The organism is Paenibacillus sp. NPDC056579, from assembly GCF_042793215.1.
Classification (GTDB): Bacteria; Bacillota; Bacilli; order Paenibacillales; family NBRC-103111; genus Paenibacillus_S.
The window spans coordinates 584,322-606,136 of record NZ_JBHTVD010000002.1; the positions used below are offsets into that span (position 1 = coordinate 584,322).

The 21,815-nt window shown below is 50.0% G+C and carries 18 protein-coding genes; 5 read left to right on the plus strand and 13 right to left on the minus strand.

The annotated features are described in order from the left end of the window. Window positions 1–96 precede the first annotated feature (96 nt). Window positions 97–2,082 carry an ATP-dependent DNA helicase gene (locus ACFQ88_RS10160; protein WP_379454020.1) on the plus strand — a complete coding sequence of 662 codons (1,986 nt, stop codon included), beginning with the start codon at window positions 97–99 and terminating at the stop codon, window positions 2,080–2,082. Between the two features lie 99 nt (window positions 2,083–2,181). Here ACFQ88_RS10160 and ACFQ88_RS10165 read toward each other — a convergent pair whose 3' ends face one another. Further along, window positions 2,182–3,354 (minus strand): HD domain-containing phosphohydrolase, encoded by a 1,173-nt coding sequence (locus tag ACFQ88_RS10165; protein WP_379454021.1) that lies wholly within the window; start codon window positions 3,352–3,354, stop codon window positions 2,182–2,184. 101 nt (window positions 3,355–3,455) lie between these two features. Between ACFQ88_RS10165 and ACFQ88_RS10170 the strand changes: the two genes are divergently transcribed. Continuing rightward, window positions 3,456–4,268 (plus strand): DUF92 domain-containing protein, encoded by an 813-nt coding sequence (locus ACFQ88_RS10170; protein WP_379454022.1) that lies wholly within the window; start codon window positions 3,456–3,458, stop codon window positions 4,266–4,268. 364 nt (window positions 4,269–4,632) lie between these two features. On the opposite strand, the gene ACFQ88_RS10175 is transcribed toward ACFQ88_RS10170, so the two are convergent. The 6 genes from ACFQ88_RS10175 to ACFQ88_RS10200 form a co-directional block, all read right to left on the minus strand. Beyond that, on the minus strand, window positions 4,633–7,116 hold the full coding sequence (locus ACFQ88_RS10175; protein ID WP_379454023.1) for a beta-propeller domain-containing protein: 2,484 nt from the start codon (window positions 7,114–7,116) through the stop codon (window positions 4,633–4,635). Between the two features lie 123 nt (window positions 7,117–7,239). Next, the gene (locus ACFQ88_RS10180) at window positions 7,240–8,571 is read right to left on the minus strand and encodes a sensor domain-containing diguanylate cyclase (RefSeq protein ID WP_239633417.1); all 1,332 of its coding nucleotides are present in this window, start codon (window positions 8,569–8,571) and stop codon (window positions 7,240–7,242) included. A gap of 405 nt (window positions 8,572–8,976) precedes the next feature. Further along, window positions 8,977–10,767 (minus strand): oligoendopeptidase F, encoded by a 1,791-nt coding sequence (gene pepF, locus ACFQ88_RS10185; protein WP_379454024.1) that lies wholly within the window; start codon window positions 10,765–10,767, stop codon window positions 8,977–8,979. 496 nt (window positions 10,768–11,263) lie between these two features. Then, window positions 11,264–11,455, minus strand: coding sequence for a hypothetical protein (locus tag ACFQ88_RS10190; RefSeq protein WP_239633419.1), 192 nt, complete (start codon window positions 11,453–11,455; stop codon window positions 11,264–11,266). Window positions 11,456–11,672: 217 nt separating this feature from the next. Then, window positions 11,673–12,470, minus strand: a complete 798-nt coding sequence (locus tag ACFQ88_RS10195; RefSeq protein WP_379454025.1) for a TerC family protein — start codon at window positions 12,468–12,470, stop codon at window positions 11,673–11,675. Between the two features lie 294 nt (window positions 12,471–12,764). Then, entirely contained in the window at window positions 12,765–12,998 is a 234-nt protein-coding gene (locus ACFQ88_RS10200) for a hypothetical protein (protein WP_239633421.1), read from the minus strand. A gap of 207 nt (window positions 12,999–13,205) precedes the next feature. Here ACFQ88_RS10200 and ACFQ88_RS10205 point away from each other — a divergent pair, with 207 nt between their 5' ends. Further along, window positions 13,206–13,907: a class I SAM-dependent methyltransferase gene (locus ACFQ88_RS10205; RefSeq protein WP_239633422.1), complete on the plus strand. Its 702-nt coding sequence runs from the start codon at window positions 13,206–13,208 to the stop codon at window positions 13,905–13,907. Between the two features lie 109 nt (window positions 13,908–14,016). Continuing rightward, entirely contained in the window at window positions 14,017–14,214 is a 198-nt protein-coding gene (locus ACFQ88_RS10210) for a cold shock domain-containing protein (protein ID WP_028547888.1), read from the plus strand. A 243-nt stretch (window positions 14,215–14,457) separates the two neighbouring features. On the opposite strand, the gene ACFQ88_RS10215 is transcribed toward ACFQ88_RS10210, so the two are convergent. The 6 genes from ACFQ88_RS10215 to ACFQ88_RS10240 form a co-directional block, all read right to left on the minus strand. Then, on the minus strand, window positions 14,458–15,105 hold the full coding sequence (locus tag ACFQ88_RS10215) for a nitroreductase family protein (RefSeq protein WP_379454026.1): 648 nt from the start codon (window positions 15,103–15,105) through the stop codon (window positions 14,458–14,460). A gap of 105 nt (window positions 15,106–15,210) precedes the next feature. Further along, window positions 15,211–16,317, minus strand: a complete 1,107-nt coding sequence (locus ACFQ88_RS10220) for an efflux RND transporter periplasmic adaptor subunit (protein WP_239633424.1) — start codon at window positions 16,315–16,317, stop codon at window positions 15,211–15,213. Between the two features lie 14 nt (window positions 16,318–16,331). Then, entirely contained in the window at window positions 16,332–17,723 is a 1,392-nt protein-coding gene (locus ACFQ88_RS10225; RefSeq protein WP_239633425.1) for an ABC transporter permease, read from the minus strand. After that, on the minus strand, window positions 17,720–18,412 hold the full coding sequence (locus ACFQ88_RS10230; RefSeq protein ID WP_379454027.1) for an ABC transporter ATP-binding protein: 693 nt from the start codon (window positions 18,410–18,412) through the stop codon (window positions 17,720–17,722). The genes ACFQ88_RS10225 and ACFQ88_RS10230 overlap by 4 nt, the downstream gene beginning before the upstream one ends. Before the next feature lie 239 nt (window positions 18,413–18,651). Further along, the gene (locus ACFQ88_RS10235; protein WP_379454028.1) at window positions 18,652–19,818 is read right to left on the minus strand and encodes an MFS transporter; all 1,167 of its coding nucleotides are present in this window, start codon (window positions 19,816–19,818) and stop codon (window positions 18,652–18,654) included. A 14-nt stretch (window positions 19,819–19,832) separates the two neighbouring features. After that, entirely contained in the window at window positions 19,833–21,167 is a 1,335-nt protein-coding gene (locus tag ACFQ88_RS10240) for a multi antimicrobial extrusion protein MatE (RefSeq protein WP_379454029.1), read from the minus strand. 238 nt (window positions 21,168–21,405) lie between these two features. On the opposite strand from ACFQ88_RS10240, the gene ACFQ88_RS10245 reads away from it, so the two are divergent. After that, complete coding sequence (locus tag ACFQ88_RS10245; protein WP_239633429.1) at window positions 21,406–21,723, plus strand: hypothetical protein; 318 nt, start codon at window positions 21,406–21,408, stop codon at window positions 21,721–21,723. Window positions 21,724–21,815: the final 92 nt, after the last annotated feature.

Consider the following 21,815-nt stretch of genomic DNA (forward strand, 5'->3'; position numbering starts at 1 on the left):
TTCATGTCGTGGCATAATAAGCTTTCATGTATAATTTGGAATGAGAAGAATCGGATCGTATTTTGAACTGAACGATGTAAACGGGGGCACGAGACTGTGGAACGGTATCCTTTTGCGTATGATCATGCACAACCATTCGTTAAGCAGGCCGGAGATTGGATAGCGGACGTATTTTATGACATTTTGCCTGAAGCCGGTTTTGAGGTGCGAGATGAGCAGATTTACATGGCGTTTCAGCTGGAGCGGGCTTTTGCCGAGAAGAAGACGATTTTTGCGGAAGCGGGAGTAGGAACGGGCAAAACGTTGGTGTATTTGCTTTATGCGATCTGTTATGCCCGGTACACGAGAAAACCGGCTATCATTGCGTGTGCGGACGAATCGTTGATTGAGCAGCTGGTAAAGCCGCAAGGCGATATTGCGAAGCTGGCCAACCATTTGAACATGAAGATCGATGCGAGGCTCGGCAAGTCACCGGACCAATATGTTTGCCTGGCCAAGCTCGATGAGGCGAGGATGGGGCATGAAGATGTTCCTCTGTATTCGGACATTTATGAGCAGCTGCCTGATTTTGTCCATTCCTATGAAGCTCTCCAGTCGTTTCACGCTTATGGGGACCGGAAGGAATACCCGTATTTGAACGATGCCCAATGGAGCCGGATGAATTGGGACAGCTTCCAGGATTGCTTCGTATGCGAACAACGGCACCGGTGCGGGCAGACGTTATCGCGTGATCATTACCGGCGGGCGGCGGATCTCATTATTTGCTCCCATGATTTTTATATGGAGCATATTTGGACGTTGGAAGGAAGAAAGAGGGAAGGGCAGCTGCCGCTGCTGCCTGAGCATTGCGCCGTTGTTTTTGACGAAGGGCATTTGCTGGAGGCTGCAGCTCAGAAGGCACTGACCTACAAGCTGAAGCATGTCGTATTCGAAGAGCTGATTACCCGGCTGCTCAAAGGGGAGGTGCGGGAATCGCTCGCAGTGTTGATCGACACGGCGATCGAGCAGAGTGAAACGATGTTTGACGTGCTGGAAAGCAGGTGCCGTACCATTGCAGGTTCGGATCGCAAGCAAATCGATATCAACGAGCAGCTGCTCAAGGAAGTAAAGCAGCTTCAGGACATTTTAACGGTCATCGAGGATGAGCTTGTCTTCGAAAGCGAGCTGTTCACCTTGAACGAGTATGAGCTCCGTATCGTCGAAGAGCATCTCGAAATGATGCAAAAAGCGCTAAGCTTATTCCATACATCGGATAACCTGATATGCTGGGCAACTGAGAGCATAACTGGACTCACTCTGGTCATTATGCCGAGAACGGTCAAAGAAGTGCTCCGGGAAGGCGTATTTTCCGCCAAAATGCCTGTTGTCTTCTCATCTGCAACCTTGTCGGTCGAAGGTTCTTTCGATTACATGGCTGACAGCTTGGGGATCGAAAACTATTTATCCTTCTCTGTAGATTCATCCTACGATTATGAACGGCAGATGGAAGTCATCGTGCCCAAATGGTCCTATAACGGTACGTTCTCTGAGAAAATGAAGGCTGCGGTGAGCCTGCTGGAACGATCGAACGGGCGGGCGCTGATCTTGTTTCCAGCTAAGGAAGAGCTGCAGCGGTTTAAACAGGATATTTCCAATTATAAAGAAGCAGCGGGCCTGACATTTCTATATGAAGGCGACGGGGAGATCAGCCATCTGATTGCTTCGTTTCAAACGGAGGAGACCAGCGTTTTATGCGCGGTGAGCTTGTGGGAGGGACTCGATGTTCCCGGTCCATCGCTGTCCAATGTGATTGTATGGTCGCTGCCTTACCCTCCGAAGGATCCGGTCTATATGGCCAAAAGGCTGGCGTCCAAGGCGCCTTTCGAAGAAGTGGATTTGCCATATATGCTGCTTCGCTTAAAGCAGGGTATGGGGAGGCTGATCCGCTCGCGCGAAGACAGCGGATTGGTAGCCATCTTCAGCGAGAAGCTGGAGGATTTGCTGCAAAAGCATCTGGAGGGCATTATGCCGCCGGGAGTACAGATGACCTTTGTAGAGGCAGGCAACACGGAAGCCGCCTCGCCGCAGCTGCATCAGCAATGAGAGAAAGAAGCCGTGCTTTCGCACCGGCTTCTTTTTGCTTTGCCTGGCAGCCTAGCCTAGGCAGATTATACGATTCGCTAGGCGCATTGGTCATTTCGCTTAGGTATGGATATCCTCCGAGTACGCTTCACGGATGTCGAGCAGCTGGAGCAGATACTCCATGAAGGCATCTACGATGCGCGGATCGAAATGCCGGCCGCGTTCTTCGCGGAACAAATCGATGATACGCTCGAGCTCCCACGCTTTTTTATACACCCGGTCGCTTCCCAGCGCATCGAATACATCGGCTACAGCTGTAATCCGAGCATAGATGTGGATTTCCTCGCCCTTTAACCCTTGCGGATAACCGGTGCCGTTCCATTTCTCGTGATGCTGATGCGCAACGATAGCCGCTGCCTTCAGAATACGGCGGGACGAGTTTTTCAGCAATCCATAACCTATCGTAGTATGGGCTTTCATCATCTCGAATTCTTCTTCCGTCAGCTTCCCGGGTTTGTTCAGAACCTCGTCGGGGATAGCCACTTTCCCGATGTCGTGCATGGGAGAGGCGATTTTGAGCAGCTCCGCTTCCTCTTGACTTAAGCCCGCACCGAGTGCAAGAATGTAGGAGTACTCCGCCACGCGTTTGACGTGATTGCCGGTTTCCTTGGACCGGATTTCCCCGATTTCCCCCATCGTGAAAATGATCTCTTTTTGCGTTTCTTCAATTTCATACGATAAGAGAGCCGATTCCAGCGATTTGCCGGCATAGGCAGCGACAAGCGTCAATTGCTCAAGATCCTTGACCGAGAACTGTCCCTCTGCGGTAAGCTTGTTGATAGCCTGATAGGCTCCCATAATGTCCCCATCCGTATTATAAAACGGAATCACCATAAGCGCCTTGGTACGATAACCGGTTTGCCGGTCCATAGCGATGGCTCCGCTCTCAAGCACATGCTTGAACTCATCGTTATGATAAGCATCGTCGATGAATATCGGCTTACCTGCAGCGATACAATGACCGACGAGACCCGCACCTGCCGGCAGCCGCAGAGGAGGAACGCCGTGGGCCACTTTGGAGTACAGCTCGTTGGTCTCCTTGTCCAGCAACCATACGGTACAGCGGTCGGAGAGCACCATTTGTCTTCCCATATCGGCCATGAGCAGCAGAAGCTGATCCAATCTCCGTTCGTCGGCAATTTTCGAGGCGTAATCAAAAATGATCCGGAGGAGCGCTTGCGGCTCATGGTCTTTCAGTAGAGTTACCGGTTCGATCTGTCGTTCATCGTGCACGTGCGCATCCTCCCGAGGGGACTCTATTTTTTCACTATGCAAATCATATTATAATAACAAGAGGTCTGTAAATCATTTGTTGTTAAAGGGTGTGACGTTTTATGGTGGAATGGGTCATTGGCTTGGTTTGCAGCCTTATCATTGCGGGAGCGGCTTATGCCAAAAGATCATTATCGGCATCGGGAGCCGCAATGGCGGTAGTGGTAGGAACCTTGTTGTATGCGTTCGGCAGCTTGGCATGGTTCGGAACGCTGATCGTCTTCTTCGTCACCTCCTCGCTGTTGTCCAAATGGAAGCAGCGGCTCAAAGCAGCTGCAGAGAGCGGATATGCGAAGTCGGGCAGGAGAGATGCCGGGCAAGTGTTTGCAAATGGCGGAATCGCCGTCCTGCTGTGCGTAGGCCACTATGTATGGCCTCATCCGCTATGGTGGCCGGCATTTATCGGTGTTCTGGCCTCCGTCAACGCAGATACATGGGCGACGGAAATCGGCGGTCTTAGCCGGTCTCAGCCCCGGTCCATTGTAAGCGGACGCAAGGTCCCAGCTGGAACGTCAGGGGGCGTAACCTGGCTCGGCATCGCAGCTTCTTTTGCCGGGGGGTTGACCATAGGGGTATCGGCATGGTTATTGTCGCTAGGGGAACCGGCAGGGACGGAGTCGGTTTCTCCCTGGATGCTGCTTTTGCTCGGTATCTGCGGGGGCTTGGCCGGTTCTTTGTCCGACTCCTGGATGGGGGCGGTCTGGCAGGTGATGTACCGCTGTCCGGTATGCGGGAAGGAAATAGAAAAAAGCCGCCATTGCGATACCGCTGCGGTGCGGTTTCGAGGGGCTTCTTTCATGACGAACGATACGGTGAACATGATCAGTTCCTTGGTTGGCGGGGCGGTATGTATCGTATTGTACAAGCTTTTTTAAGCAGCCTATCAATTGGGGCGGCAATCAGGGCTACTCGCCTTTGCTTCTCGAGCCGGCTCTGCTCCACAAACGGATGATCAGGCCGATTACGGCAAATACGATGATCGTCACGATGACCATTACGCTCGTCGTTATCACGGCAATCTCTCCTTATAAAAAGGCTATTTGTCTATTGTTGACATAATCGCGCCGAATTAACAATAAATCCGCCCCTGTTGTTTAGGGGCGGATTCAAGTAGTCAAGAAGCTGGATATACTCATTAAAGCTAAAAGGGAATAGGCGGTGGATCTCCTGGGGGAAGTACGTCACCGGAATGCCCCAACAGCATTTTCAGTTATAAAGGTTTTCTTGCAGACTACGGAGCTACGGAAGCTGAACGCTTCCGAGCTCGGTAAGCGTAGCTTTATCCGTTGCTTTGATCATTTGCTGGGAGGCTGTATACAGTGTGCTGCCAATGTACAGTATACGTTCAATATTCTTTTCATAGATTCCGCTGTAATAGCCGGCCTTGCTGTAATCATCGGCGGTCAGGTGAGTGATCCTCCCCTGTAAGCGGAAGCCGCTGTTCAGATCAAGCTTGTATACATAAGCTCCCTGGAACGTAAATTCTCCGTAACGACTCGCTTCATTAAACGAGGAACCGTTCGTTTTCCTATCTTTGATCTCCATCACTTTGACCGGGAAGGCGAGCAATCCGTCTTCTTTCGAGAACAGCAGCGCTTTATGATTGCGGAGCAGCTCGGAATCGGTACCGCGGTCTCCAATCGTTTCCTGAAACAGCTCTTTCGGATTCGCAACATCGGTTACGTCGAACAACGCCATTTTCATTCCCTGATACAAACCGACGGTTTCCCCGGAGCTGTTCCCGTTTACGCCGCTTGATACTTCAACCGTGTCTTTGCCGAATCCGATAAGATGATTGTCGTCATAAGGATGCAGGTAATTGCTGTAGCCGGGAATTTTCAGCTTGCCCAATAGGGCGGGAGCTTGAGGCGCCGTCAAATCGATCACAAATAAGGGATCGACGGTGCGGAAGGTAACCATGTAGGCCCGGTTGCCGGCATAGCGCACTGAATAGATTTGTTCACCCGGTGCAATATCCTCAATTTTTCCAACCGTTTGCATGGCCGCATCCAGAACGTACATATTGTTTTTGGACGTATACTCATCGGTACGACCGATATTCCCTTTGGTTGTTGCTATACGGAAGTAGCCCTGATGCTCATCCATGGCAAACTGATTCAGTACGCGTCCCGGTACTTTGCCGCGTCCAGAGTATGTGACCTTGCCGGAGTCCATGGCGAATTTATAAATGACGGTGCTCGACTCCCCGGGCTGGATGACTGCACGGGTACGATCCGACGGCAGCTTCTCTCTGCTAACCGGTTCGAACTGCTGCGAAGCTACGTATAGATGCTTGAGGGACGCATACACCTGATTTCCCGATCCAAGGTAGCTGGTCACGTTCATAGGCTGAGCAGGATCACCAATGGATAGGCCGGCAACCATCAAATAATTAGGCGCTTGCGAGTTGGGGAAGTACCGTATATCTTCATATCCTATGGATACGTAGCTGCCGCTGACCGCTGAATCCCGATAGGAAGGGAGCGAGCCGGCTATGGCGGCTTCCTTCTCGGGCAGACTTAAGGAGTCCCGGAGCACCGGGGCAATGGAGATGCCTCTGTTCGAGATCAAATATAGCGAATCCCCGATTTTTCTCGAGGACGTATACTGACCGTCCAGCTCCACTTCCCGGACTTTGGCCATTGTGCTGCGATCTCCCAGCTCATAGATCACGGCTTTGGTAGTTGTGCGGCCCGCCGGAAGCCCCACAATCATTTTTTCTTTCACGACCGAAGGCTCCGCAGATGGAACCGCAGCGCTGCTTGTCGCGGTGTCCGGCCCCGCTTGCTGAGGCTCCGGCTTGGAGTCCGTCCTATACAGCGTAGTTCCAATGACGACCATGTGCTTCTCATCAATGTAGAGCTCTCCGGCGAGAAAATGGGGATCGTCAAAGGTAACGGTGCTAACCACTTTCATTTGATCCGCAGGAGCAGCCTTTGTTACAATCACCCGGTTCCGGTTCACCTGGTAAATAAAATCGCCGTCCGTTTTTATAATGTCCGCTTCGTCTACACCCTCCACTTGTACATTCGTAGTGGAGTAGGCCGCTTTGGATTCCGCCGCACCCGACGATGGGACGCTTGCCGCCGTTTTTTGCTTAGCCGTTGGCTGAACGGCAACCAAGCCTTCGCCTGCCATCGCTGTCACGCTAATACTGCCGTCAAAATTGACCCCGTATGGAACGGATTGCTCAAGCAGCTGCCGCATACGCTCAAAGGAACCTACCGTTGGCAGGCTTTGATCCGCATCCCATATGGAAGCTGTCTGGGAGGCAGCGTCCCAATATACATGAAAATCAAACGATTCGCTGAAAAATCGTAACGGAACCAGCAGTTCCCCTTGCTCCAGCATGGGAGCTGCATCCAATGTGACGGATTCGTTCTGGCGTAACGCTTCCTTATTTCCCGGCTCCAGCTTGACGGCATAGCCCGATTTGGTTGCGGTAGCTGTGTCGGCAGGGGAGCTTGAATCCCACTGTACCTGTACGCCGAGCGATTCGGACAGATCGTTCAGCGGAACCATAAGTGTGCTGTTGACGAGCCTGGGCGATGTCTGATACCGTACTGGCTGTCCGTTCAAGCTCAAGCCGAATGCAGAATTATCGGTGCTTGAGTCCGAGGGAGGCGAGGATCCGGTAGCGATCACGGTGCAAGTAAGCAGAGTGGCTAACGGTATTAACATTTTCATAGCGTTGTGGAGCATTCGCCTGGGCGATACCTTCATAGATTATCCCTCCAGCTTGCCGTAATTTTCCATCCTACCTATCTAACGAGGCAAGCCAGCTATTTGTTCCAGTCGGAAAAAAAGAAAAAACCGCACGGTTCGTTTCGAACGGCGGCTTGTCTTTCAATCATTGCCATAATAGAGTCGCACGAGATTGCGTCCTTCTTGCTTAGCCTGATACAATGCCTTGTCCGCCCGCAGGAACAGCTCTTTCGGGTCGGAATCGCGCGTAGGAATCATTGTCGCTGTGCCCAGGCTGATCGTAATATAAGAACAGCCTTCGGAGCGTGTCAACGGGATTTGCAAGGCCTCTACTTGCATTCGCAAATGTTCGGCTACGGTTTGGGCGCCTGACGCATCCGTCGAAGGAAGGATGATGACGAATTCCTCTCCGCCGTAGCGGGCGATGAAATCGATCGAGCGCTTGGCGGCTTTTTTCAACGATTCCGCTACGAGCCGGAGGCAAATATCTCCTTCGACATGGCCGTACGTATCATTGTAATGCTTGAAGTAATCGATATCGATCAAAATAAGCGACAGGGGGACGGCCATCCGGCTGCACTGCTTCCATTCCTTTTTCAAATACTCATCAAATCCGCGGCGGTTGGACACCCCGGTCAACGCGTCGACTGTAGACATTTTTTGCAGCAACTCGTTCGCTTCCAGCAGCTGCTTTTCCACATGCTTACGGGTCGATACATCCCTCGATACCGATATGATTTCCTTACGCAGGCCGTATGGATCGAGAATGGTACGGGCGGTAGTTTCGAACCAGATGTACGTTCCGTCCTTGCGGCGAATGCGGTATTCGGTCAGCATCGTCTTCGAGTCGATGAGCTCCTTGATGCTCGCATTATCTTCGTTGGGGAAATCCTCCGGATGGAGCAAATCGTACATATTTAGCCCCAGCAGTTCCTCCGGTTCATAGCCGAGCAGCGTCTTGGAAGCGGGGGAGACGTATAAGTAAATACCGTCCATCGACACTCTGGAAATCATGTCCGTTGAATTGTCGGCGATCATCTTATACATTTGCTCGCTTTCCTTGCGGAGCTTCTCGTTGTTTTTGCGGATGGTTATATCACGAAACAAAATGGTGAACAGGTCCTTGCCGGGGTAAGCATGAAATTTGAACCACCGGTTTATGGCAGAGTAATAAAAATCAAACGAATGAGTACGCTGGGTCGCCATAGAGGCCAAATAGTTGTCGTACAGCGGAGTACCGACAGCGGTCGGAAAGCTTGTCCACACCGACATGCCGAGCAAATCGGTCCGTGGGCGTTCCAGCATCTTCTCCGCGGCTTTATTCATGTAGGTAATTCGTCCAAAGGCGTCCAGATTCATGATGCCGTCGGTTATGTTCTCAAGTATGGCTTGCGGAAGCGCGAAAGAGTCATCCTCTGTCTCTTCAAAAGTGAAGGGCTGCCGCTTTTCGATTTCTTTTAATGGATCAAGCATAGAGTAATCCTTCCTGGATATTGTGCTATGTTTGTTTATAACCGTACCGCACCATGCCTGGTTAGGAGGTTACTATCCCTTGGAATGTACAGAAAGCGACAATCGGATCCATTGCTGCCGAATCATTCTGACTTGTCAACAAAGCAAGCCGGGGTGCTCTTATGCTCTGCGGTAGATATTCAGTCGCCGAAAAGCCCCATTAGAGGCAATCCGGTAACTTTGTATCGATAGTTTTATTGTAATGAATGCGGGACTAGAGTTCAATGTAAAAATGGAAAAAAAGGGACATTTTCGAAAAAATAAATGTTATATTATGTTCCATTGGCAGTTCGATTATATGTCAAAAACGATGTTGAGAACAAAGAAAGGCTGCAACACCTTGATGTCTGCAGCCTTGTTGTGTAATTATTTTGCCAATTGCTCCATTTGGACGAGCAAATCTTTGAATACATCCATAGCTTGCTTAATCGGCTCCGGTGTCGACATATCTACGCCGGCGCGCTTCAAAATATTGATCGAATAATCGCTGCCTCCGCTTTTCAGGAAACCAAGATAGCGATCGACGGCCGGCTGTCCTTCTTCAAGGATTTGCTTGGCAAAGCTGGTTGCCGCCGAGAAGCCGGTTGCGTATTTGTACACATAGAAGCTGTTGTAGAAGTGGGGGATACGCGCCCATTCCATTTCAATATCCTTATCCACAACCATATCTTTACCGTAGTACAGAACGTTTAGGTCGTAATAGATTTTGCTGAAGTCTTGAGGCGTCAGCGATTCGCCTTGCTCCGCCTTCTCGTGAGTGATTTTCTCGAATTCGGCGAACATTGTCTGACGGAATACTGTGGTACGGAACTGGTCCATATAGTAGGTCAGCAGGTACATTTTTTCTTTCGGATCCGTCGACTTCTTGAGCATGTAATCCATCAGAAGCGCTTCGTTAAGTGTAGAAGCCACTTCCGCAAGGAAAATCGTATACTGAGCATCGCGGTACTTCTGGTTAGCATCGGACAAATACGAATGAATCGCATGGCCCATTTCATGGGTGAGCGTGAACATGCTGTTCAAATTGTCCTTGTGATTCAGAAGCACGTACGGATGGGTGCCGAAAGCTCCCCAGCTGTAAGCGCCGTTGCGCTTGCCTTCATTCTCATAAATGTCGATCCAGCGGTTATCGAAGCCTTCCTGCAGGATGTTGAGATAATCTTGGCCTAGCGGCTTCAAGCTTTCCTTAACGGTAGCTTGCGCTTGCTCGTACGTAATATCCATTTTGTATTCGTCTACCAGCGGGGCGAACAGGTCGTACATGTGCAGGTCGTCGACCTTAAGCAGCTTTTTGCGCAGATCCATGTACCGGTGCATCAAAGGCAGCGACTGGTGGATCGTATCGATCAGATTCGTGTACACTTCTTTCGGGATGTTGTCGCCGTACAGGGACATCTCCAGCGTAGAAGGATATTTCCGAACCTTGGAATAAAAAATATTTTTGTTTATATTGGCAGCCAAAGTAGCGCCGATCGTGTTTTTATTCTTCGCATAGGTCGCGTACATCGCTTGAAAGGCTTCCTTGCGCACTTCGCGATTGCGGCTCTCCAAAAACTGAATGTAACGCCCATGGGTCAGCTCGACTTCTTCACCCTGTTCGTTTTTCACCTTGGGGAATTTCAGGTCGGCATTGTTGAGCATGCTGTAAATCGTGCTTGGCGCTTGAGAAAGGTTGCCTACTTGCGCAAGAAGAGCTTCCTCGGTTTTGGACAAAATATGCTGCTTCTCCCGGATCATTTCCTCCAGCGTCCGCTTGTAAGAGCTGAGCGCAGCATCGTTGACGAGCTTATTCAGATCCTCGTCGGATAAGCTTAATATTTCAGGAGAAATGAAGGATAAGGCCTCGCCGGTCTCCACGCTTAATTTTTTCGCCTTTTCGGATAATGCTTGGTATGTAGGTTCTGCTGTATCCTCATGATGCTTCATGTTGGAGTACACATAAAGCCGTTCCATATGTAACGAGATGGAGTCTTCCAACTCAAAGCACTGCTTGATGGAGGATGGATCCTTCAACTTTCCTTGAAAAGCTCCTACCTTTTTCAAAAGTTCCTTGACTTCTTGGTACTCTTTGTCCCATGCTTGCTGGTTTGGAAACAGATCCTCCAGATTCCATGTATGCTCAGCAGGCACATCAGTTCGTTTAAGTACTTGATTCATCGGAGCCCTCCTCGTATTTTTGGTTGTAGGTTTGGTAAAGCCGTTTGCCGACATAGGAGCTGAAAGCACCGTTCCGGCGAACAGCAAGCCCGTCATTACCAACGGAAAAAAACGCATAGTGCTCACACTCCTGCAATTTTTTTCCTAGTATGACCGGATTGTAGATATATTATAAGAGAATCTTTAGTCGAAGTAAAACAGTGATGAGCGACCGCGCTTTAGGTGTTGATTCTCTTGCTGATGAACGAATGTATTTCAGGAAGGATGCTCTCATCATAAAGTGAATCTTTAGTCGAAGTAAAACAGTGATGAGCGACCGCGCTTTAGGTGTAGATTCTCTTGCTGATGAACGAATGTATTTCAGGAAGGGATGCTCTCATCATAAAGTGAATCTTTAGTCGAAGTAAAACAGTGATGAGCGACCGCGCTTTAGGTGTAGATTTCCTTGCTGATGAACGAATATATTTCAGAAAGTGATGCTCTCATCCCGCTCGCCTTATACTCCGGCCTTGGTCATGGTGAAGAAGCTGTAGACGATCAGGGTGAAGGAGAAGGCCACCATAATAAGCGCCAATATGGCAAGAGGACGTTTCACATTGGAAGGAAGCGTATCTTTTTTCATAATTAAAATAAGTGCAAAGCAAAAAGAGATGATGATAAACGTAAGAAGAGTTGTAGAATTATTCATAAAATAGCTCCTCGTTCAGATTGCCGTGTATGCGTAGTATGCCCAAATTCCAACAGCGCCTTTTGTACAAAGGTATTCGACGCGGCCGTATTAATTCCTTGTTTTCGCCAATAGACTTCCTCTTATAAAAAAACGCCCTCATCCGATTCTTCCTTCCTAAGGAGTGAGGCTCCTTACAGAAGAGAAACGGAACAGGGCGTTTGTTTCGATAAGCGCTTTAGCCGTTGGATTTTACAAGGACTAAATGGCCTTTTTCATCCGTTCTTGCCTGGAAGCTGTCATCCGGACGAATGTTCGCTTCATCAACAAGCTCTTGAGGAATTTTCAAATGACCGTTGTCGTTAACCGATACGTTGAAACCGAACAGCTTGTTCCACAAGCCTGTTACCAGGACTCCGGCAACAATGAGTACCACCAATGCCCACTTAATAACCGGATTCGCAGCAAACCAGTCATGCACCAGCAGATCTTCCGTCAGCATTTTACCTGCCGTCAAGGCAAGCACGCCTGCTCCTACATAAATGATCCATGGGAATTTCTCCATCCAGCGAATAAACAACGAGCTGCCCCATACCATGATCGGTACGCTGATAAGCAAACCAACGACTACGAGCAGGAAGCTTCCGTGCGATGCGCCGGCTACCGCCATTACATTATCGAAGCCCATCAAAGCGTCGGCGATAATAATGGTCTGAATAGCGGGCCACAGCTTATTCTGCGCCTGAATGTCATGATCCTTCTTGTCAACGAGAAGCTTGTAGGCGATCCAGATCAGCAGGATGCCTCCGATGAGCAGCAATGCAGGGAGCTTGAGCAGCCATACCACCAGCAAGGTTGCAACGGCACGAATTACAATCGCTCCGACAGTCCCCCAAAGGATAGCTTTTTTCTGATGTTCTTTAGGCAAGTTTCTGGCTGCGAGTCCGATGACGATCGCATTGTCTCCCGCGAGAACCAAGTCGATTAAGATGATGCTGAGTAGTGCACTAAAAAATGTCGGGTCTAGCCATTCCATGTCCTATCCGCTCCTTCTTTCTTATTGTTTACATAAAAAAGACCTCTACCGAACTCGGTAAAGGTCTCATTAAACAATAAAAGACCTCTACCGATAGGCAAAGGTCTTGCTAACAACGTTTCGTTGCCAATAAAGCCGGGGCTTGCACCCGAACTGACGACTTTACTGTGACAGCTACTCCCCTTTGGAGGACATCTTATGTAATTGACTTCATTATATGAGCGGGACAGGCTATTAGTCAAGCCCCTTATTCATGGAATGAATTTGTAATCCTCCCATGTCATGTCAGGTTCATTACACTTCTTTAAACGCCTGCATGATCGCTGACCATTCTTCTTCATTGTCAGCATAGCGCTCCTTTGGAAAGCGCTCCTCCGCCCACTGCATCATCGCGGGTCTGCTAAGGAACGTATGGCATTCTTCGCCCCACTGATCGGAAATCTCGCGCAAAATAAGGGTTTTGCCGTTCACTTCGACGGTGAGCATGTTCCATTTGTCTTTTTTATAAATTAAATGCTTTTTAATCATTCAATACGGCTCCATTTCTTGTACAGGATATCGGCTGAATCATACCGCAATCATAGCAGGAAATCAAGAGCGGGGAAGGGAAAGAGGCTCTTGCCAGCATTTGTAAGACTGTGATAAAATCTCTTCTAAGTTCGCATAGGCGGACTTCGGGCATGCCCGAGCCGAGATGAGATAAGTCAGGTTCAATTTAGAAGAGGAGAGATGAGCATGAGCGAGAAAGTGTATGAACAGACCGGAGTGGCGATGACATGCCGGTCGTATGCCGAGTATGAGCGGATGTTCGCTTTGCGGCATATCGATTTGAATGAAGGGCCGATATTGGATGTAGCCGCAGGCGCATCTTCCTTCGTTGCCGAAGCTAGCGCGAGAGGATTTCGTGCGCAGGCAGCGGACCCGTTATACGGGATGGACCCGGATGCGATTCAGGCACACGGGCAATCGGAGATTGAGAGCTCGACGCAGAAGCTGGCAGGAATCCGGGAGGTGTTCGACTGGTCCTATTATGGCAGCCTGGAGCGTCACCGCGAGCTGCGCGAGCAGTCTTTGAGATTGTTCATGGATGACTTCCGGAAGTCCGCCGGCGCAGGCAAATATACACCGGCCGGGTTACCTGAGCTTCCTTTTGATAATGATTCGTTTTCATTAGTGCTGTGCAGTCATTTTTTATTTTTATATAACGATATGCTCGGGGAATCATTTCACTTGCAGGCGATTCGCGAGCTGCTCAGAGTGGGTAAAAGAGGGGGAAGGGTTCTCATTTATCCGCTGCATTCGCTGCGCTGGGTTCGTTATCCGCAGCTGGATAGCTTACTGTCGGAACTCCGCCATGATGGGGTAGCTGCAGAGATGGGCAAGTCTGAATTGCCGTTTATACCGGGATCAACCGAATTTTTATGTCTTAGGAAATAAGAGAAAAATGGAAGCTTGATTCTTTTTTGCAGGTTGATTTATAATTATTCTGGTGATATAATTAACGTATTCGCTCTCAGATGGCGATACTTCTAGGAGGTTGTTTTCATTGAAAGGTACAGTTAAATGGTTTAACGCAGAAAAAGGCTACGGATTCATTCAAGTAGAAGGCGGCGACGATGTATTCGTTCACTTCTCCGCAATCCAAGGCGACGGCTTCAAAACTCTTGAAGAAGGCCAATCCGTTGAGTTCGAAATCACTCAAGGAAACCGTGGTCCTCAAGCAGCTAACGTCATTAAGCTATAAGATCAAAAAAACAGCGGCGTAAGACAAGAATAATCCATCTCTTGCAGATGGCTCTACATCATGGCATACGTCGGTTTTTCTTATATATTAGTGTCATAGCAAGCAGGAAGAAAGCAGCTCTCGATCATTCGGGAGACTGCTTTTTTTTGGCTCATCCAATCATTATGGGGTATGGACTTGAATCGACACAACAATAAAGCCGTGAGCTCTCCAAGGAGTCACGGCTTTACTGCTTTATTTCGGCTAGTTCACGATACGTAAAATTTCATCGACTTCCTTGCGGGGAAGCTTGCCGGGACGCTCAGAAGGATAACCAAGCGAAATGACCATGTTGATCTGGGAATGTTCCGGAATCTCCAAATACTCGCGAAGCTGCTCGGATGCAAGAAGAACAGGACCGGTCATCGGGCAAGTGGCAAGACCGCGAGCGTGTGCGGCCAGCATCAGATTTTGTGCGGCAAGGCAGCTGCTCTTGATGCCTTCCTCGGCCCAGACGGCATCGTCAACGAGCTGAACCGGATCGAAAATACGGTCTCTGAACTTGGACATATATGGCGTAGCCAGGCAGACGATCAAGACAGGCGCATCGGAGAATGCGGTTGCGTACGGTCCGAAAGACTTGACCAGCAGGCGCGCTTCTTTGCTCAGGCCGCGCTGCTCGGCTTCGGCTGCTCTCTTATGGAGCTGATCCCACGTCATTTGCTCAATCTCTTTAATCTTCTCGCGGTTCACGATGGCGATGAATTCCCAGGTTTGCGAGTTCGTATCGCTAGGCGCGTAGCGGGCGCAATCGATAATCTCTTTTATATCCTCAACGGCTACTTCTTGCTCGGTGAAACGACGTACGCTTCTGCGTTCGTGCAGTATTGTTTTAAAATCGTTATATTCCATTGGTACTCCATCCCTTCAAACATGCAAACATGATTATGACTTGGTACTAAAAGCCACCATTCATTATATCCGGTTTGGAGGGGGATGACAACCTTTGCGTTGCCCTTATTGAATCACCACGGTGTCTCCTTCGTTCAAGCCCTTCACAATCTCCGTTTTTTCTGGAGTTTCCAATCCGATTTCAATTTCTTTCTTTTCCAAACCGTTAGGCCCGTTTTGAACCATGACGTAATATTGATCCTTGTCGCGCTGAATGGCGAGAGTGGAGACGACCAGAGTACCCGGCTTCTTGTCGGTCATCACCGTAGCGGTCAGGCTTAAGCCGGCGATGAGCTGCTCATTTTGCTCCAGGGAGATGGTGACCTCGAATTCGGCTGCCGCCGTTTTACTGGCAGAATCGCTGCTGTCCCCTGTATTTTTGGCGAATTTGGAGATGCGCTCGATTTTTCCTTGAAGCTTGGTATTTTTGAGAGCATCGACCTTGACCTCCACCGGCATGCCGACCTTCAGCTTGAACAGATCGTATTCTCCCACCGTGCAGATGAGCTGCAGCTTGGTCAAATCGACGATTTTTCCTACCCGTTCGTTTTCCTTCAAAGATTGCGGCTGCTTGGTGCTGTCGAACAAAAATATGCCGTTCACAGGGGCCGTGAATTGAGCCGCTTGGCGCTTCTCCAGCTTTTGCGCGAGCTGGGATTGCATGTGCTCGAGATTCAGCCTCGAAATCTCCTCCTGGATTTCTTGGCTTTTCGACTGCGCATAGCGCTGCTTCGCCGCACTCTCGTTGATGCCTTCCGCACTGACGGCTGCTTCTTGTGCTCCCGTATCGCGCTGAAATTCGGCCAGCTTGAGCTCCAGCTCCTGTTTTTTCTTATTGGCCTGAAGCTGCGCTATTTCATCGTCGAGCGCTGCGCTGTCCAGCTGGAACAAGGAGTCTCCCTTGCCGACCTGTGCGCCGTCGGTGACGGTCCACGCTTTGACATCCGCAGAGAAGGGGGCGTTGATGTAGGTTTCATTTTGATAGGACGTTTTCCCTTTCACTTCGACGGAGCTGATCAAATCCTCCCGGGTTACTTTGAATGACAGAGCGGACATTCCTTGATTGATCTGCTGCTGCGGCGCCGGCTTGGAATGGCTTTGCAAATAGAGGAAAGCGGTTATTCCGATTACTGCGGCTCCGGCTATAGCCGATATCCATGTTTTCTTTTTCATCGCTTAGTTGTCTCCTAGTCTCGTTTGATAGCGGTCAATGCGTCGGTGCGGGATGCTTTGATGGCGGGATAGATTCCCGACAAAACACCGGTCAGTACGGCAAAGAACAATCCTACAGGCAATATCCACGGGCTGATGAACAAGATTTCCTGCTCGGCTCCCGGACGCGGAGGGGAAAATTTCATGACGACGATGTTGATCCCCCAAATAACCCAGTACGATAATAAAATGCCGCAGCCGCCTCCCAGTACTCCAAGCAGAGCGGATTCGACCATAAACATATGCCGGATCTGCTTCAAGTTGGCTCCCAGCACCTTCATAATGCCGATCTGCCGTCTTCTCTGATACGTGGACATGGTCATAGCAACGATGATCGAGATGGAAGCAACGAACAGAATGAACAAACCGACGCCGCCGAACACCAGGCGCAATATAACCAATTCCCCTTGCATTCGTTCCTCTCGGAACAGGTTCGTCTCGGTAGACAGCTTCAGCTTCTTGATCCACTCATCCAATTCCCGGACGTGGGAGCTTTCATCGACTTTAATTTTGACTTCATTATACTCCGGCTCCGGCTGTGCCGCTTTCGTACTCGAGCCGGATTTGCTGCTCGCGTTCGAGTTGGCTTCGGCCATGGCGTCGCGGATCTTTTTGCCGAGAGCGGGGGAGATGAACGCCGTCTTCATGTTGCTAACCATATCGTCGGAGACACCTTCCGGCTTCTTCAAAATGCCGACGACGCGAAGCGGGAACTGAATGCTCGAGATCTGCTGCCCGTTAGGCATGAAGATTTGCGGCTTCAAAATAATCTGCTTTTGATAGACGGGATACGCAATAATGCGCTGGTTAAGATAGTTGTCGAGCTGCTCGCTTTCGGACTGCTCCTCCTGGCTTCCGGAACGGGAGAGCTGTTCGTCGAACAGTCCCATCGTGGCACCGTAGCTCAAGATGATCGTGTTGTCCATATCGGAGGCTCCTCCCTGATGCAGCTCGGAGCCGAAAGCCTCCAGTGTGTCCAGCTCGGTAGCGTATACGTTGTAGAGCTGACCTCTCTTATTATCTACCTCGAACTCGAATTGATTGAACGTCTGGTAGGTGGCCAATGCTTTGACATAGGGAAGGCTGCGCATAATGTCTATTTTGGCCTTGTTCAGCTCGTACGCCTTGGAGGCGTTGGTATCCTTGGCGTCGGCGCCTTTGGCAATTCCGTTCCGCACGGTTATTTCGTCCGATTTCATATAGAAGCTCATCTGTGTCTTGCTGTAATGGTTGATCGATTCGCCGAACGACAAGGCAACGATGATCGAGGCGGAGCCTATGGCGATCCCCATGGCGCACAGCGCGGTGACGACCATTCTCCGTCTCAGCTGCTCCCAGCCCAGCTTCAAGTAATCGCGGAGCCTCATTCGTCTTCACCCGCCTCAAGTGGTTCCTCCACCAAATAGCCGTCCCGCAGCTGGATTACTCTACGGGTTCGTTTGGCCACTTCAATCTCGTGGGTGACAATGACAAACGTGATCTGCGATGTTTTATTAAGCTCGAGAAGCAGATCGATGATTTCTTTCTCGGTCTTGGTATCCAAATTCCCCGTAGGTTCGTCTGCGAACACGATCGCCGGCTCGGTAATCAGGGAGCGGGCGATACTGACGCGCTGCTGCTGGCCGCCCGATAATTGGGAGGGGAACATTTCCGTTTTCTCTCCCAGCCCTACTTTCGTCAGCAGCGCTACAGCCTTCTCCTTGCGGATTTTGGCTTTGATGCCCTGAAATACAAGCGGCAGCTCGACATTTTCACGAACCGTCAAGTGCGGAATCAGCTCATAGGATTGAAAAATAAAGCCGATATGCGTCCGTCGGAACTCCGCCAGCTGGTTTTCGGACATTTTCTCAATCGGATGCCCGTTAATAAGAATGCTTCCTTTCGACGGCTTCATTAAACCGGCCATCAGATTAAGAAGCGTCGATTTGCCGGATCCCGAGCTTCCGAGAAGCGAGACGATCTCCCCTTTGGACACGGTAAAATGAATATCGTGAAGGACCGGCGTCTCTTCGTTTCCGTTACGGAACCGATGTGATAAATGATCTACTGCAAGCACGTAACCCCTCCGTCTTCCGTTCGTTAATTTAAAGATGGCACCGAATGCGTCATGTACGGCATATGAAAAAAGAATGCGAAAAAGCCCTGTTGCACGGTCTGCAGCAGGGCGTATTGCTCACTCGCGCCATTTCCTCGCAGCATGCCTATACTATAGACGACGGAAATGGACATTTTCTTGCGTTGCGGAACGATTTTCTGAATGAAAATTTGAACATTTCTTGACTAACTTGGCAAACATTAGTCGTGCTTGTAAGCATAATGCAAAAACAGGAAGCCGAATACGGCAATCAAGGATAGCGCTGCGCCAATACCGTACATGACGTGCGGACCGAAATCGCGGAACAGCCAGCCGCCCAAAGTACCGCTGACGAGCCCGGCAACTCCCGACCAGCAGACGGCGAAGATCGCTTGGCCGGTAGCCCGGAACTCATCGGGGACGTTCCTCTGGATATAACGGATGACGGTAAAGAAGAAGATGCCGAACGAAATGCTGTGCATGGCTTGAATGACGATAACCCACAACGGATTCTCGACCTGGCTCATCAGCAGAAACCGGATGACATATACGATAGCGCAAACGGCCAGAAGAGGCAGCTCCTTGTACTTGTGACCGTATTTGCTGAGCAGGAAAAAAATCGGGATTTCGCTCACGGCCGAAACCATCCACGACCAGCCGACGATGGAGGGGTCCGCCCCCAGCTGCTTCAAGAACAGGGCTAGAAACCCGTCGTTAAACCGGTGAGCTACCGAAACAACCGTAATGGTCAGCAAAAAGAGCACCATTTGCCGGGAAGCGACGATTTGCACCATGCCGGAAAACTGGATTTTTTTGCCCGATTGACTGCGACCGTCCGTAAGCAGCATCGACAAAACGAGGGATAGGCCAATTGTAAACAAGCATAGGATAGCCGTCAGGCCGGAGCCGCGCTGCTGAAGCAGCAAGCCGAAGAAGAGAGAGGCTGCTGCAAACCCGATAGAGCCCCAAATACGGAAGGAGGCGTAGCTTTTGTTCGTTCCGCTAATATTCAGCAGCGTCAAGCTGTCGTTTAACGAGGTCGTCGGCGACTGGAAGAAAAAGAACACCGCCATAAAGACCATGAGCCACCCAAAATTCGCCGTCTGAAAAACGACGAACGACATGACCAGCTGAGCGGCAAGGATGACGAGCAGAATCTTTTTGACGGTTTGCAGCTTATCGCTGATTATGCCCCAGAACAGATTCGACACGATGCCGATCAACGGTCCGATGGAGTAGAGCAGTCCGATTTGGATCGTCGAATATCCAACCGATTGAAAATATAAAGGAAAATACGAGACAATGACGGCAGTTGTCATAAAAAATGAAAATGTAAAGGCGCGCTGCGCACCGTAATGGGGCTTACGCTGTTGAATTCCGCTTTCCACGTAATCACTCGATTCTATGTTTTAAAAGTCATTCGTTCCGGCAGCTTGTCGGACGTCTTCCACAATTCCCTAAGGACGAACCAAACGACGGCCGCTTCGGCGGCAAGACCGAGCGATTGCGCCAAAGCTCCGATCATTCCGTTCCAGCCCGGACTCCACATCACGCCGAGCACGAGGGAAATCAGCGTCACTGTGACGTTCGCCGCCTGGGACCAAACCATCACCTTCGTTTGTCCGCGCAGCATGATCATTCCATTGCCGAAATCAAGCCAAGGAAATACAAGCGTCGTAATCATAAACACTCGCAGCGTATCGAGGCTGGCGTGCATAAGCCGTTCGTTCACACCCATGACATTCTGCATGAATAGCGGTCCGAGCGGAGTATAAGCGAGCAAGGCAATCAGCAGCCCCGGAATGAACGCAAGCATGAGCGTGAAGCGCATGACCGCCTTCGAATCTTTACGGTAAAAGTTCAGCACGATCTGATGAATGTAGGAGAAAAAGCTTTGCACCAGGTTCGTCAAGCTTCCCGCAATGGCGAATGCCGCTACAGCCAGCTGGAAATCCATCGTTTTGCCCAAAAATGCATTAATTGCAGGCCCGACGATAACGGCGATGACCGATGAGTAGAGCAGCGGGCGGTAAAATTGAAATATCTGCTTGGGCTTTTCGATCGGATGGTCCGGTTTTTTCTCGGGAATTTGCTTCAATAGCGAACGGCCCTCCCAGACACTGACCGCAGCCTCGACCACCATTCCCGTCAGAAAAATAATAGCCCCGACTTTACCGCTGTCAACCTGGTTCGTATGAATGAAGTAGAGCGACAGCACGTACATCGCAATAAGCCGGATTACCATCCCGATCGTCAGCCATTTGGTTCGCATATTAAAAATGATAATTCCGTGATACAAACAGCGCAGTCCCGAAAAAATACTGACGAACATTAAAATCTTATATACATCGACCATGGGCTGAAGCAGCGATTCCTCGACGCCGAAAAAATGCAAAAACACCCATTTGCCTACTGGAGTGTAGCAAATCAGGGCGCCTAACAGCATAATTGCCGCCAATATATACCAGCTGATGATGGACATGGCCCGGAAGGAGACGCGGTCGCGAACCAGAGCCGAGCAAGTTTGCCGCATAAGAACGGCGGGTCTTTCAGTGATGCCCAGAATACTGAGAGGCAGCGCGTAGCTTGCGATAATAATCTCCGGATTGGCGGAGCGGGCAAGCGTACTGTTAATGATGACGTGAGAGATCGTGACGAGGCTGGACGCTATTCCGAGCGGGATGAAAAAGGTCAGCAGCTGCTTATACGTCACTCTGGGTTGTTCGATGCTACTCATAAAGTCAAGGCTCCTAGGTATGTTTAACGTTAACAATCATTCTTCCTAGTATAGCATAGAAATTCCCGAGTGGAGCGGAAAATTTACATACCTACTGGCAGAGGGTTGCGGCTTCGTGGTACATTTATGTAGATAAAGAAAGTGCAGAAAAATAACCCCGCAAAGTGGCGCTTTGACTTCGAAGCCAAAGCGGATACTTTGCCGGGAGCCCCGAAAATTAAGAAAGGCGGAACCATTTATGACATGGACTTTCGTACAAGATGAACGACTTGGTATACCGCTGCCTCATTTGGACAAAGAATGGGAAGAGTACTCCGATCAAGAGCGGTCTGATATATTGCTGCGCTGGGAAGAAATCCGGGGAACGATACCGGATCAGATCAAACGTCTCGAGAAAATCATTATCCGCAAGCAAAATCAATTGAATGTGGAGGATAATTTCAAGCTGTCCTGCGAGCTGAACAGCGAGATTGCCGAGCTGGCGGGCACCATTAACGAGCTTCACCTTTGGTTCCGGGTCAATCAGGACGTGTCGGCCTCCGCTGCGCATCATTGAGATAAACCTCTATCGAGGTCTTTCGAAGATGAGTGACCGCGTTCAGATGTAGGTTTATTCGCCAACAGAAAAGTTTGTTAAGCACTTTAATG

Coding starts and splice junctions, on each gene's coding strand:
- ACFQ88_RS10215 (WP_379454026.1), bottom strand. CDS start 15,105: ATGGAATATAACGATTTTAAAACAATACTGCACGAACGCAGAAGCGTA.
- ACFQ88_RS10205 (WP_239633422.1), top strand. CDS start 13,206: ATGAGCGAGAAAGTGTATGAACAGACCGGAGTGGCGATGACATGCCGG.
- ACFQ88_RS10220 (WP_239633424.1), bottom strand. CDS start 16,317: ATGAAAAAGAAAACATGGATATCGGCTATAGCCGGAGCCGCAGTAATC.
- ACFQ88_RS10225 (WP_239633425.1), bottom strand. CDS start 17,723: ATGAGGCTCCGCGATTACTTGAAGCTGGGCTGGGAGCAGCTGAGACGG.
- ACFQ88_RS10190 (WP_239633419.1), bottom strand. CDS start 11,455: ATGAATAATTCTACAACTCTTCTTACGTTTATCATCATCTCTTTTTGC.
- ACFQ88_RS10180 (WP_239633417.1), bottom strand. CDS start 8,571: ATGCTTGATCCATTAAAAGAAATCGAAAAGCGGCAGCCCTTCACTTTT.
- ACFQ88_RS10195 (WP_379454025.1), bottom strand. CDS start 12,470: ATGGAATGGCTAGACCCGACATTTTTTAGTGCACTACTCAGCATCATC.
- ACFQ88_RS10175 (WP_379454023.1), bottom strand. CDS start 7,116: ATGAAGGTATCGCCCAGGCGAATGCTCCACAACGCTATGAAAATGTTA.
- pepF (WP_379454024.1), bottom strand. CDS start 10,767: ATGAATCAAGTACTTAAACGAACTGATGTGCCTGCTGAGCATACATGG.
- ACFQ88_RS10240 (WP_379454029.1), bottom strand. CDS start 21,167: ATGAGTAGCATCGAACAACCCAGAGTGACGTATAAGCAGCTGCTGACC.
- ACFQ88_RS10245 (WP_239633429.1), top strand. CDS start 21,406: ATGACATGGACTTTCGTACAAGATGAACGACTTGGTATACCGCTGCCT.
- ACFQ88_RS10170 (WP_379454022.1), top strand. CDS start 3,456: ATGGTGGAATGGGTCATTGGCTTGGTTTGCAGCCTTATCATTGCGGGA.
- ACFQ88_RS10200 (WP_239633421.1), bottom strand. CDS start 12,998: ATGATTAAAAAGCATTTAATTTATAAAAAAGACAAATGGAACATGCTC.